This is a genomic window from Streptomyces ochraceiscleroticus, assembly GCF_000720485.1.
Lineage (GTDB): Bacteria > Actinomycetota > Actinomycetes > Streptomycetales > Streptomycetaceae > Streptomyces > Streptomyces ochraceiscleroticus.
On sequence record NZ_JOAX01000054.1, the window covers coordinates 1 to 13,126 of the forward strand.

The following is a 13,126-nucleotide window of genomic DNA, read 5'->3' on the forward strand; positions in this document are numbered from 1 at the left end:
GCATCCAGGTCGTGCTCGGCACCACCCAGCCCCAGCGCGTCACCGACGCCGCCGCCGGCTCGGACATCCCGCTCTCCCGCAGCGAGTGGTACGGGCTCACCCAGGCCGCCGGCCACAACGTGCCGTGAAACATGCGTAATGAGCACTGAAGAACGGCAGTGAGTCGACGCACGGGTGCACAACCCACCTCCCATCGAAGGGGTTTCCGGATAGCCATGACGAGGCATAAGTGGGTGGGCCTCGGTGCTCGAGCCCACCCACGGTCATCCCGCTGACCGTCCTGCAGCCAGTCCAGCGCCAGCCACCCTATTGGTCACATCTCACATTGTGGGATACAATTCAGCCGTGACAGCAGCAACGACTCAAGGCAGTGCGAGCCTGGCCAAGATGCTCCAAATCCTGGAGCTGTTCAGCGAAACCGAGCCGGTGTGGTCGACCAATGCCATCATCGAAGCTCTGGAGACCTCAAGGTCGACGGGATATCGCTACATCAAGACCCTGCACGAGGCGGGACTGCTCAATGCCGTGCACAGTGGCCAGTACACACTAGGCCCGCGCATCATCGAGATGGACCTGCAGATGCGTTTGACGGACCCACTGCTCCTGGCCAGTCACGGGGTACTCGAAGACCTGGTGGACAAGATCGGGCACTCAGCCCTGCTGTGCACCGTGTACCGGGATTCGGTCCTGTGCGTCGGCGAGTGCCGCGCTCCGAACAGCCCCGAGAACAGGTTCAGTCGCGGTCAGCGACGCCCGTTGTTTCAAGGGGCGATCTCGAAGGTCATTCTGGCGCATCTCCCTCATCACCGCCTCAAGGCCATCTACCCGCGCCAGCGTGACGAAATCGAGAAGGCCGGGCTGGGCAACAACTGGAGCACTTTCCGGGCGAACCTGGGCAAAATCAAGAAGGACGGCTACTCCTTGACCATGGGGGAATTCAACCCCGGCGTATATGGCGTCGCGGCGCCGATCCTCACCGACCAAAAGACAGCCCTGGGAAGCGTGGGGACGGCCTGGGACGAGAAGGAGCGACGTGACGTCGACGTCGAGCACGCCGTCCTGGCCATCAAGCAGGCAGCGACGACGATTTCGGAGCGCCTAATGGAGACAGAAGGCCACTGATACGCCCTAAGAAGTGGAATTGTCCAACCTAAGCCCGACAGGCCAGGGGCTGTCTCTTCCAAATCGCTCATTGTCATGCACACGACGTTTCCGTCGACCTCGCGGGTCCTCGCCGCTCTCCCGACGATGCCTCGTCCGTATCTGCCGTACGGGGGAATATCCACCGGGGCTGCCCTCACGTGCACGGCCTCAGGCCGGCCAGTCGCGACAATCGCCGCCATGACGTCGATGACGGAGACCTTCCGCCAGGCCTTGCAGACCGCGCTGGCCGGCCGGAAGACGGTGAGCATCCGCAAGACCCTGATCGAGACGCTGGAACGGGATCCCTCCAAGGGAGAGATCTCGGCAGCCGGCAAGGCGGCCCGAAAGATCGCCGAGGACGGGGACGCGGTCCTCATCTCCCTGCTTCCCGATCAGGCCGGCGCAGACGCTTACGTGCCTGCAGCCCCCGGGGCCAGAGGACGCGAGTCGAACTACCTCACCCTCGACGAAGAGATCATCAAAGGCTTGCCCTGCCGCGTCGAGATCGCCTCGGAAAAGTGGGACGCGCTGATCGACGAAGGCATGCGGAGCACCCAGCAGAGGATCGACAGCGACCCGATGCTGTCGGCCCTCCTGCCCGGCTGGAAGGTCGAGCCACGTGCCGAGAAGCGGGCCCGTCTCAGGGCGGAGGCAGCAGGGGACACGTGACCCGTTGTTCAGCTGCACCTGGCGGTAAGCGAAACTCCGCGCCGCCCGCCCTCAGCTGGTGTGTCGGGTGCGCTCGGTTGATGCCTGGGGCTGGGGTGCTGTCCAGCTGGCGAGGAGTCTGAGCTGTTCTTCGGATCGGGTGCCGGGTTCGGCGGTGTAGATGGTCAGGTCGTGCATCGCCCGGTTGGACAGGGGCAGGTCCAGCGAGTGGTAGGTCAGCTCCAGGTCGCCGGCCTCGGGGTGTCGCAGCCGCTTGACGCCATCGTGGCGGATACGGACGTCGTGGGCGGCCCATTGCTTGCGGAACTCGGGGCTGCATGTGGAGAGTTCGCCGATGAGTTCCCTCAGGGCACGGTCGTGAGGCTCTCGTCCGGCTTCGGCGCGCAGCAGGGCGACGGTGGCGTGGCAGGCGGCCTCCCAGTCGACGAAGAAGTGCCGGGCGATGGGGTCGAGGAAGTGAAAGCGGGCGATGTTGGCGCGGCCGTGCTCGCTGGTGGTGGCGCTGTCGAACATGGGCGCGTGTACGGCTCGCGCGAGTGCGTTGTGGGCGATGACGTCCATGCGGCCGTTGCGTACGAAGGCGGCGGACATCGTCATGGAGTCCAGTAGCCACTGAACCCGAGGCGGGACGGGGACATCCTTGCGCCGCGTGGGGGTGCGGCGTGCGGGCTGGGCGGCGCGGGCCAGGTCGAAGAGGTAGGTGCGTTCGTCGTCGTCCAGTTTCAGGGCTTCGGCGACGGCGGCGAGGACATCCTCGGAGACGCCGCTGATGTGGCCCTTTTCCAGCCGCGTGTACCACTCGGTGCTGACGCCGGCGAGGACAGCGACTTCTTCGCGGCGCAGGCATGAAACGCGGCGTCGGCCGCTGGTCGGCAGCCCGACCTGTTCGGGAGTGATCTTGGCGCGTCGGCTGGCGAGGAAGTCCCGGATGTCGGCGCGGTTGTCGGCGCTGTCGCCGGGGGATCGGTCCATGCCTTCAACGGTAGCGACCGGTCGGCCGGGAGGGAGGTTGAGCTTGTCCCCCCCATAAACCCGACCTTCCTCGTGCGCGACAAGAGCGGTTTTGTGGAGTCGCAAGACAGATCGCGAGCCCCTTTGAAGGAGGAAGATGAGCACCCGAGGAGGAGTCCTCGACGCTGCAACCAAGGTGCGTGTCGAAGACGGCGGGCAGGAGGCCGCCCGGCTTCCGTTCGTCGTCTACGTACTGGCGCTCGGCACGTTCCTGATGGGGACGACCGAGTTCGTGGTGGCGGGCCTCCTGCCGGAGATGGCGGGTGACCTGCACGTCAGCGTGGCCCGTGCCGGACTGCTGATCACCGTCTTCGCGATCGGGATGATCATCGGGGCGCCGCTGATGGCGATGCTGACGCTGCGCTTGCCCAGGCGGCTGACCCTGATGCTGGCCCTGGCCGTCTTCGCGCTCGGTCATGTGATCGTCGCTCTCGGTTCCCACTTCGCGCTGCTGCTGGGGGCGCGGTTCCTGACGGCGGTGGCGACGGGGGCGTTCTGGGCGGTGGCCAATGTGGTGGCCGCGAGGGTCGCCGGGCCTGCCGCGAGTTCCCGTGCCCTGGGGGTCGTGGGGTCCGGCGCGATGCTCGCCAACGTCGTCGGTGTCCCGCTCGGCGCGTTCGCCGGGCAGGCCATGGGCTGGCGCGGCCCGTTCTGGGCCCTCGCCGTCCTGGGCGCAGGCTGCATCGTCTTCATCGCCCGGCACGTCCCGCAGGACGGGCCCAGCCAGCAGACGGTGTCGATCCGCTCCGAGCTGTCCGCAGTACGCTCCGGCCGGCTCTGGCTCGCCCTGGCCGCCTGCGCCACCACGACCGGCGGCGTGCTGGCGACGTACTCCTACATCTCTCCGCTGCTGACCGACCGCGCAGGGCTCGCCGCCGGCATCGTTCCGCTGGTCCTGGTCGGGTTCGGCGTCGGTGCCCTGGCGGGCTTCCTCGTCGGGGGAAGGCTCGGGGACGTCCGCCCGCACGCGACGACCATCCTGGCCCCCGCGGTCACCACGGCCCTGCTGCTGGCGATCTGCCTGCTGTCCGCGTTCTCCGTGCCCGTGATCGTGCTGGTGGCTCTGCTCGGGCTGTTCGGGCTGGGTGCGAACCCGGTGCTGATCTCGCTGGCCGTCCGCTTCGCGGGCAAGGCCCCCACGCTGGGCTCGGCCCTGACGGTGTCGGCGTTCAATTTCGGCACCGCGATCGGCACGTGGGTGGCCGGGATGGCCCTGGATTCCTCTCTCGGGGCCACCGGTCCTGCCGTGGTCGGCACGGTCGTCGCCGCGCTGACCCTGATCCCGACGATCACCATCGCCCTGCTCCACCGCCGCAATCGCGCAGGCACCGTCATCGCGAGTGCTGCCCACTGACCTGAACCACATCACCCGACGGGAGATACCTCTCATGCGCGCAACCCTCATGTACGAAGCCGGCGACGTCCGGGTCGAGGACGTCCCCGACTCGGTCATCAAGGAGCCCACCGACGCCCTGGTCCGCATCACCGCGTCCTGTATCTGCGGCAGCGACCTGTGGCCCTACGGTTCGATGCCTGCGGCCGACGACCCGGTGCGGATGGGTCACGAGTTCATCGGCATCGTCGAGGACACCGGCTCCGAGGTGAGCACCGTCAAGCGGGGTGACCTGGTCGTCGCGCCGTTCGCCATCTCCGACAACACCTGCGTCTTCTGCCGCGAGGGCCTGCACACCTCCTGCGGGAACCCGCACGCCGGCTTCTGGGACGGCATGCCCGAAGAGGGCGGCCAGGCCGAAGCCACCCGCGTCCCGCTCGCCGACGGAACCCTGGTCAAGCTGCCCGTCGCCGCCGACTCCGCCCTCATGCCGTCCCTGCTCACCCTCTCGGACGTCTTCGGCACCGGCCACCACGCCGCCGTCGCGGGCGGAGTCAACCAGCGCACCAGCGTCACCGTCATCGGCGACGGCGCCGTCGGCCTCCTGGGCGTGCTGTCGGCCAGGCTCCTGGGTGCCGAACAGATCATCCTCATGGGCCGCCACCAGGCCCGCACCGATCTCGGCCGGGACTTCGGCGCCACCGACGTCGTCTCCGCCCGCGGCGCGGAGGGCATCGAGGCCGTCCGCGACCTGACCGGTGGGCACGGCACGCACGTGGTCCTCGAATGCGTAGGTGCGATGCCCGCCTACGAGCAGGCCGTCGGCATCGTTCGCCCCGGTGGCGTGATCAGCCGGGTCGGTGTCCCGCAGTACGAGCAGGCCCCGGTCGGCTTCGACAGCCTCTTCGGCCGCAACATCCGTCTGGCCGGCGGACCGGCCCCCACCCGCGCCTACATCGAGAAGCTAATGCCCGCCATCCTCGAGGGCACCATCGACCCGGGCCGGGTCTTCGACGCCACCACCGACCTCGGCGGCGTCCCGGCCGGCTACCAGGACATGGCCGACCGCAAGACTTTGAAGGTCCTCGTCAAGTCCTGACCCCACTGCCGCCGAGACGCAGCGGCACCCCCCGTCCGCGCCACCCCTGCCCCGGGCCGCCGGCTCGCCCCGGGCGCTGCCCGGTATCCGCGGCGACACCGATCCTGCCCTGCTGCTGTGCCGCCTGAAAGCGGCTGATCCGTCCGTGAAGCGAAGGCATACGAATGTCCACTGAACCGGAAGCACCAGCCCCCACACCCGCTGACGGCCCGTCCTCCGGGCCCACCAGGCGTACGTTCATCGCCACTACCTCCGCGGTCGGCGGCGTCGTCATCGCCGGCGGTGCGATCGGAGGAGGATTTCTGGCCTCCGACGAGGCGGACGCCGCCCCGGCCGCGCCCGCCAGCCGTGTCTCCCTGACGGTCAACGGCACCCGCCACACCGTGACAGTCGACAACCGCACCTCGCTGCTGGACCTGCTGCGCGAGCACCTGGATCTGACCGGTGCGAAGAAGGGCTGCGACGCCGGAGCATGCGGGGCGTGCACGGTGCTCGTCGACGGGCACCGGCAGAACGCCTGCCTGACCCTCGCGGTCCGGCTGGAGGGCGCCAAGGTCACCACGATCGAGGGTCTGGCCGACGGCGAGCGCCTCCATCCCTTGCAGCAGGCGTTCATCGACGAGGACGCCTTTCAGTGCGGCTACTGCACCCCAGGCCAGATCGTCTCCGGTGTCGGCTGCATCAAGGAAGGCCACACCCACTCACCGGAGGAGATCCGGGAGTGGATGAGCGGCAACATCTGCCGCTGCGGCTGCTACGTCAAGATCGTGCGCGCGGTTGAGCAGGCCGCGGGCCGGAAGTGAGGGCCCCACATCATGTATCCCTTTGAATACACCCGTGTCTCCGACACGAAAGATGCCCTCACCGCGGGCCGTCGCGGTGGCCGCTACATCGCCGGGGGCACCACTCTGGTCGACCTGATGCGCGAGACCGTCGAGCGGCCTGAGACCGTGGTCGACATCAGCGGCCTGCCGCTGGACGAGGTCACCGCCACCGAACGCGGCGGCCTGCGTATCGGCGCCCTGGTGACCATGTCCGCAGCGGCCGCCCACCCCAAGGTACGCACCCTGTTCCCCGTGGTGTCCCAGTCTCTGGAGCTGAGCGCGTCGGCGCAGCTGCGGAATATGGCCACCATCGGTGGGAACATCATGCAGCGCACCCGCTGCACCTACTTCCGCGACGTGACCGCCGCCTGCAACAAGCGCGAGCCCGGCTCCGGCTGCGCCGCCCGGGAAGGCTACAACCGCTCACACGCCATCCTCGGAACCTCGGATGCCTGCGTGGCAACCCACCCTTCCGACGTCGCGGTGGCGTTCGCCGCCCTGGAAGCCGAGGTCCATGTGCTGGGCGCCGACGGGCAGCGGCGCATCCCATTCGCCGACTTCCTGCTGCGCCCCGGCTCGACCCCGAACAGGGAGCAGGCACTGCGCAAGGGTGAACTGATCACCGCGGTGGAGATCCCGGCCCTGCCCCGCCCGCTCGCGTCCGGGTATCTGAAGGTCCGTGACCGGCAGTCCTACGAGTTCGCCCTGACCTCAGCCGCCGTCGCCCTGCACATCCGCGGCGGAGTGATCCGTGAGGCCAAGGTCGCGGCCGGCGGCGTAGGCACCGTCCCGTGGAAGCTGCCCGCCGTCGAACAGCATCTCGTCGGCGAACGTCCGTCCGCGTCCCTGTGGGCCGCTGCCGCCGCGAAGGCGGCGGACGGAGCCCGCCCGCTGGCCCACAACCGGTTCAAGACCGATCTGTTGAAGCGGACCGTCGAACGCAAGCTGCGGATCGTAGGAGGTACGAAGTGAGCCCCCAGCCGCAGGCAGCCGTCGGCGCCCCGCTCTCCCGCGTGGAGGGCCGGCTCAAGGTCACCGGCAAGGCCCCCTACGCCGCCGAGCACGACATCAAGGGCGTCGTCCACGCGGTCATCGTCGACGCGAGCATCGGCCGTGGCCGCATCACCTCCATCGACACCGATGACGCTCTGGCCCAGCCGGGCGTACTGAAGGTGATCCACCACGGCAACGCGCCGAAACTCCCCTACAAGGACAACCCCGCCTCGAATAACCCGCCGGACGGACGCAGGCTGCGAGTCTTCCAGGACGACAAGGTCCTCTTCCACGGCCAGCCCGTCGCCGTCGTCGTCGCCACCACCCTGGAGGCCGCACAGCACGGCGCGAGCCTGGTCAAGGTCGCCTACGACGCCCAGAAGCCGTCCACCGACCTGGCGAAGGCGAAGGCGGACAAGCCGACGAAGTACGCGCGTGGTGACGCGGCGGCGGCGCTGCGCTCGGCGCCCGTGCGGATCGATGCGACCTATCAGGTGGCGCGCAATCACCACAACGCGATGGAGCCGCACGCCACCATCGCCCGCTGGAGTGGCAACAAGCTGACCGTGTGGGACAAAACGCAGTGGGTGGTCGGCACGCAGACCGAGCTGTCCACCGTCTTCGGCGTGCCCGCCGACTCCGTCCGGGTGATCTCGCCGTACGTCGGCGGCGCGTTCGGCAGCGGACTGCGCTGCTGGCCGCACACCGTCGTCGCCGCCCTGGCCGCACGCGTAACGCGCCGGCCGGTCAAACTCGTTCTGAAGCGCAGGCAGCAGTACTTCAACACCGGCTTCCGCCCCTCGTACGAGTACCGGCTGAAGCTGGGCAGCAACAGTCAGGGCCGCCTGACGGCGATGGCCCACGAGATGGACGCCGAGACGTCCTCGTACGAGACGTTCACCGAGTCGGTCCTCTTCCCCGGGCAGATGCTCTACAGCACCCCGAACGTCAGCCAGGCGTACCGGACAGTGCCGCTGGATGTGAACACCCCGATCTACATGCGCGGCCCCGGCTTCGCCACCGCCTCGTTCGTCATCGAATCGGCCATGGACGAACTCGCCGCCAAGCTCGGCATCGACCCGATCGAACTGCGCCTCCGCAACGAACCGTCCGAGGACGAGTCGAAGAATCTGCCCTTCTCCACGCGGCGGCTGCGTGAGTGCTACACCACCGGCGCCCGCGCTTTCGGCTGGGACCAGCGGCGAGCGAAGCCGCGCTCGCGCCGCGAGGGTGACTGGCTGATCGGTATGGGCATGGCCGCCGGCGTCTACGACACCGCCCGCATGCCCGCCCAGGCCCGCATCCTGCTGAATGCTGACGGCACTGCCGTGGTCGACGCCGCCGCTAGCGACATGGGGCCGGGCACCTACACCTCCCAGACCCAGGTCGCCGCCGACGCCCTCGGCCTGACCATGCGCTCCGTCACCTTCCGCCTCGGCGACTCCCTGTTCCCGCCGACCCCGCCGCACGGCGGCTCGATGACCATGGCCAGCGTCGGCTCCGCCGTCCTCGACGGCTGCAACCAGGTCCGCCGCCAGGCCATCAAGCTGGCAGTCGAAGACCGCGAGTCACCGCTGTACGGCGTGGAGGCCGAGGACGTCGTCGTACGGGGCGGCCGACTGCACACCAAGAACAACCCGGTGCGCGGCGAGACGTACAAGAGCCTGCTGTCCCGCAACAAGCGTTCCCACCTGGAAGCAAAGGGCTCCTACGCCGGGCCCGCGGCAAAGGAGCGGCACTCCTTCTACGCCTACAACGCCACCTTCGCCGAAGTCGCCGTCGACGCGACCCTCGGACTGGTACGCGTGCGGCGCATGCTCGGCGTGTACGACGCGGGCCGCATCATCAGCCCCAAACTCGCCGAAAGCCAGGCTATCGGCGGCATCACCGGCGGCATCGGCACTGCCCTGCTGGAACACACCGTCACCGACCACCGCGACGGCCGGATCGTGAACGCGAACCTGGCCGACTACCTCGTGCCCGTCAACGCCGACGTCCTCGACATCCAGGCCATCTACCTGGACGGCGAAGACCGCGAAGCCGACCCGCTCGGCGTCAAGGGACTCGGCGAAGTCGTCCACGTCGGCGTCGCGCCCGCCATCGCGAACGCCGTTTTCAACGCCACCGGCCGCCGCGTACGCCAACTGCCCATCACCGCCGAAGCACTCCTGTAACCCGTGCACCTTCTCGGTGCACGCCAAGACGTCCGGCAGACACCAGTCACACGCCGCCTGCCGGGCCGCGGGCCGCCGCCGCACCGTCCCCCCGTCGGAGGGCGGCGGCCCCCACCAACCTTTAACCGATCGACCACCAGGCCCCGCGCTGAGGAGGATTCATGCTGAACATCGCGGACACATTGCACCGCTGGTGCACCGAGCAACGCCCCTTCGCGCTGGCCACCGTTGTCGGTGTCACGGGCAGCGCCCCGCTGCCCGTGGGCACCTCGGTCGCGGTCGACGCAGAGGGCACGGCCGTCGGCAGCATCTCCGGCGGATGCGTCGAAGGCGCTGTGTATGAGCTGTGCCGGCAGGTCCTCGAAGACCAGTCGGCTCCGCAGCGGGCCTGGTTCGGCTACTCCGACGAGGATGCCTTCGCCGTCGGTCTGACCTGCGGCGGGGAACTCGACGTCCACGTGCAGCGCATCGACCCGGCCACGCAGCCGCACCTGGCCACCGCCCTCACACAGGCGGCGAACGGCGGAGTCGCCGCCGTAGCACAGGTCGTGGACGGACCCGCGCACCTCCTCGGCGGCCTCCTGACCTTGGACGGCGACGGCCGCCTGTCCGGCACCGACCTGGACGCGGACACGAGCCGCACCGTGACCGGGCACGCCCAGGCGCTGCTGCGGGCCGGGCGTACGGCTCGCAACCATCTCGGCGGTGACACCGCCACCTGTCCCGAGCAGCTGACCGTCCTGGTACACGTGGCGGCTACCCGGCCGCGCCTGCTCATCTTCGGCGCCGTCGACTTTGCCGCCGCCCTCGCCCAGGCCGGCCGCGTCCTCGGATACCGGGTCACCGTCTGCGACGCCCGGCCCGTGTTCGCCACGGCCGCCCGCTTCCCCCACGCGGATGAGGTGGTCGTCGACTGGCCCCACCGCTACCTGGAGCAGACCGCCGTCGACACCCGCACCGCCATCTGCGTCCTCACCCACGACGCCAAATTCGACATCCCCCTGTTGCGTCTGGCCCTCACCCTGCCCGTCGGCTACGTCGGTGCCATGGGCTCTCGCCGCACCCACAACGAGCGCCTGCGCCTCCTGGACGAGGCCGGCATCACGGCAGGGCAACTGGCCGCACTGCACTCGCCGATCGGTCTCGACCTCGGTGCACGGACGCCCGAAGAGACGGCCGTGTCCATCACGGCGGAGATCATCGCCCACACCAACGGCGCCAGCGGCCTGCCCCTGTCCCAGCGCACCGGCCCCATCCATCGGAGCGCACCGCGCCAAGACATCAACCGGCCCACCCGTCAAGACACGGTGAGCCGCGCCGCTGGCGCCCGCTCCGCATCGCAATTGCCCGTCCTCCGCTCCCGGGCCGGCGACACCGCCCGAGTCACAGTCCCCGCAGCTGGAGCGGACTGCGTGCTGCACGGCGCCACCCGTGCCCCACCACAAAGCCAGGACATGGCATCACCACGGCAGCAATAGGTCACGTGGTGCGATAACCCCCTGTTCATCCGGCAGCTCACTGCTCCGCCCCGCAAACACCGGATCCGAAAGAAGGACTCATCATGACGACGTTCGCCCTGATCGGCGCAGGCCCCGGGCTCGGCCAGGCCACCGCCCGCCGCTTCGGCCGCGAGGGCTTCTCCGTTGCCCTTATCTCCCGCACCCAGGCCAACGTCGACGACCTCGCCGCCGATCTCACCTCCGAGGGCGTCACGGCTCGGGGCTACGCCGCGAACGCCCGCGACCCGCAGGCGCTGCGCGCCGCCCTCGACGCCGCGGCCGCCGATCTCGGTCCGATCGAGGTGCTCCAGTACAGCCCGGTGCCCGCCAAGGAGTTCATGAAGCCGGTGCTGGAGACCACCGCAGAGGACCTCGTCGGTCCCGTCGAGCAGTCGGTGTACGGGCCGGTCACCGCGGTCCAGCACGTCCTGCCCGGCCTGCGTGAACTGGGCCGGGGCACGATCCTGCTCATCAACGGCGGCAGCGCCGTCACCCCGAACGGGAACGTGACGGGCACCTCGGTCGCCTTCGCCGCGGAGAGCGCCTACGGTCAGATGCTGCACGACGCCCTCGCCGGTGAGGGCATCCACGTCGCCCAGCTGATCATCCCCCGCGGCATCGGCGGTGGCGAGCCCGACCACGAGCCCGACGCACTCGCCGACCGCATCTGGTCCCTGCACACCGAGCGCGGCGCGTTCCGCACTTTCGTCGGGGGCAACACCGCATGACAGCGATCTCACGACGAGCCGTCACGGCATCGCTCGCCGCCGTCCTGGGCCTGGGCCTGGCGGCGTGCACCCAATCGTCGGACTCGGGCTCCGAAGGGGGTACCTCGGCCCCGTCGTCCGCCGCGTCTTCATCGATCTCCCCCTCCGCCGACGAGCAGGAGGGCACGCCGATCCGGATCAGGATCGGCGATCAGACGCTGGACGCGACCGTGTGGGACAACCCCACGGGCCGGGCTCTGCTTGAGCGGCTTCCGTTGACGCTGTCCTTCGAGGACCTCAACGGGGAAGAGAAGGTCGGCCACCTGGACCGCGAGCTGACGATGGACGGGATGCCCGACGGCGACGACCCCCAGGTCGGAGACCTCGGCTATTACGCCCCGTGGGGCAACGTCGTCCTTTACTACGGCGACGTCGGCCGCTGGGACGGCATCGCCCGCATTGGGCACATCCACGGCAACCTGTCGGCCATCAGCGACCAGACCGGCGACTTCACCGCCACCCTCGAGGCAGCCAAGTGACCGGTGTCCTCAGTCGCGCAGGCGGTCCTGCGGCCTTCCTGCTCGAACCTGCGGTCGCGCTGGCGCTGCTGACCGGCCGCACAAGCAGCGACCCTGGTGACGAAGCCGCCCAGCAGACATCATCGCCGGCCGCTGCCTCGCAGGCCGCGCACGGAAGGAACCACACTCCATGTCACTCATCCTGATCACCGGCGCGTCGACCGGACTGGGCCTGGCGACAGCGTCCGAGCTCGCGGACCGCGGCCACGACGTCGTCCTGCACGCCCGCAGCTCGGCTCGTCTGGACGGCCTGGACATCAGCGACCGGATACGCGGTGTCGTGCTCGGCGACCTCGCCCACCCGAAAGAGACGGCGAGCGTGGCCGAGCAGGCGAACGCGTTCGGACGCTTCGACGCGGTCGTCCACAACGCCGGCACGATGGACGGCCCTGACGTGATCGCCGTCAACGTCCTGGCCCCCTACCTGCTGACCGCGTCGATGCCGCAGCCGGGCCGGGCCATCTTCCTGTCCAGCTCGATGCACCTGTCCGGCCGCCCCGATGTCGGTCCCGTGCTCGCCGGCCACGGCGGCTCCTACTCAGACAGCAAGCTGCTCGTCACTACGCTCGCACTCGCCCTCTCTGCCAGGCACCCGCGGCTGCTCTCGCACGCGGTCGACCCCGGGTGGGTGCCGACTCGGATGGGCGGTCCGTCCGCGACCGATGACCTCGCCGAGGGGCATCGAACCCAGGCGTGGCTCGCCACCGCCGCAGAAAGCGAGATTGATCCGCGCACCGGTGGTTACTGGCACCACCGGGCCGTACGCCGACCGCACCCGTCTGCGCTGGACCCGGTGTTCCAGCGGCAGCTCCTCGACGCCCTCCACACGCGCACCGGCCTCGCCCTGCCCGACGCCGCCGGGGCCGCATGAACGGCCCTCGCGCTGACGCCCATGGGAGCGTGCACGTGAGACGTCACCGAGCCCTACGCGCCCGGCGACGTCCGCTCCTCATCGAGGTGACCACCACCCGGTGGCTCCTCGGCCGAACCTGAATCACCCACGAGAGGAATCCATGAAGACTGTCCCCTTCGGAACCACCGACGCCACAGTCCCCAACGTCGTCGCGGGCATGATGCGCATCGCCGGCGACAGCGA

Annotated in this window: 12 protein-coding genes; 11 read left to right on the forward strand and 1 reads right to left on the reverse strand. The window is 69.3% G+C overall.

What is annotated here, in order from left to right:
• Positions 1-345: 345 nt before the first annotated feature.
• Positions 346-1,122: an IclR family transcriptional regulator gene (locus tag IG84_RS0136800; RefSeq protein WP_157849012.1), complete on the forward strand. Its 777-nt coding sequence runs from the start codon at positions 346-348 to the stop codon at positions 1,120-1,122.
• A gap of 219 nt (positions 1,123-1,341) precedes the next feature.
• Positions 1,342-1,812 carry a hypothetical protein gene (locus IG84_RS41425; protein ID WP_157849013.1) on the forward strand — a complete coding sequence of 157 codons (471 nt, stop codon included), beginning with the start codon at positions 1,342-1,344 and terminating at the stop codon, positions 1,810-1,812.
• A gap of 51 nt (positions 1,813-1,863) precedes the next feature.
• Here IG84_RS41425 and IG84_RS0136810 read toward each other — a convergent pair whose 3' ends face one another.
• The gene (locus IG84_RS0136810) at positions 1,864-2,784 is read right to left on the reverse strand and encodes a helix-turn-helix transcriptional regulator (protein ID WP_031067664.1); all 921 of its coding nucleotides are present in this window, start codon (positions 2,782-2,784) and stop codon (positions 1,864-1,866) included.
• A 136-nt stretch (positions 2,785-2,920) separates the two neighbouring features.
• On the opposite strand from IG84_RS0136810, the gene IG84_RS0136815 reads away from it, so the two are divergent.
• The 9 genes from IG84_RS0136815 to IG84_RS0136855 all read left to right on the forward strand — a co-directional run bounded on the left by IG84_RS0136815 (position 2,921) and on the right by IG84_RS0136855 (position 12,901).
• The gene (locus IG84_RS0136815; RefSeq protein ID WP_031067666.1) at positions 2,921-4,177 is read left to right on the forward strand and encodes an MFS transporter; all 1,257 of its coding nucleotides are present in this window, start codon (positions 2,921-2,923) and stop codon (positions 4,175-4,177) included.
• 34 nt (positions 4,178-4,211) lie between these two features.
• Positions 4,212-5,255, forward strand: a complete 1,044-nt coding sequence (locus IG84_RS0136820; RefSeq protein WP_031067669.1) for a zinc-binding dehydrogenase — start codon at positions 4,212-4,214, stop codon at positions 5,253-5,255.
• Between the two features lie 164 nt (positions 5,256-5,419).
• Positions 5,420-6,058 (forward strand): (2Fe-2S)-binding protein, encoded by a 639-nt coding sequence (locus tag IG84_RS0136825; RefSeq protein WP_031067673.1) that lies wholly within the window; start codon positions 5,420-5,422, stop codon positions 6,056-6,058.
• 12 nt (positions 6,059-6,070) lie between these two features.
• Positions 6,071-7,051, forward strand: a complete 981-nt coding sequence (locus IG84_RS0136830; RefSeq protein WP_031067674.1) for an FAD binding domain-containing protein — start codon at positions 6,071-6,073, stop codon at positions 7,049-7,051.
• Positions 7,048-9,246, forward strand: coding sequence for a xanthine dehydrogenase family protein molybdopterin-binding subunit (locus IG84_RS0136835; protein ID WP_031067677.1), 2,199 nt, complete (start codon positions 7,048-7,050; stop codon positions 9,244-9,246). The genes IG84_RS0136830 and IG84_RS0136835 overlap by 4 nt, the downstream gene beginning before the upstream one ends.
• Before the next feature lie 161 nt (positions 9,247-9,407).
• Complete coding sequence (locus tag IG84_RS0136840; RefSeq protein ID WP_078649920.1) at positions 9,408-10,724, forward strand: XdhC family protein; 1,317 nt, start codon at positions 9,408-9,410, stop codon at positions 10,722-10,724.
• Positions 10,725-10,807: 83 nt separating this feature from the next.
• Complete coding sequence (locus IG84_RS0136845; protein ID WP_031067682.1) at positions 10,808-11,473, forward strand: SDR family NAD(P)-dependent oxidoreductase; 666 nt, start codon at positions 10,808-10,810, stop codon at positions 11,471-11,473.
• A complete protein-coding gene (locus IG84_RS0136850) occupies positions 11,470-11,991 on the forward strand; it encodes a cyclophilin-like fold protein (RefSeq protein WP_031067685.1) in 522 nt (173 codons plus the stop codon). Before IG84_RS0136845 ends, IG84_RS0136850 begins: the two co-directional genes overlap by 4 nt.
• A gap of 169 nt (positions 11,992-12,160) precedes the next feature.
• Positions 12,161-12,901: an SDR family NAD(P)-dependent oxidoreductase gene (locus IG84_RS0136855; RefSeq protein WP_031067688.1), complete on the forward strand. Its 741-nt coding sequence runs from the start codon at positions 12,161-12,163 to the stop codon at positions 12,899-12,901.
• Positions 12,902-13,126: the final 225 nt, after the last annotated feature.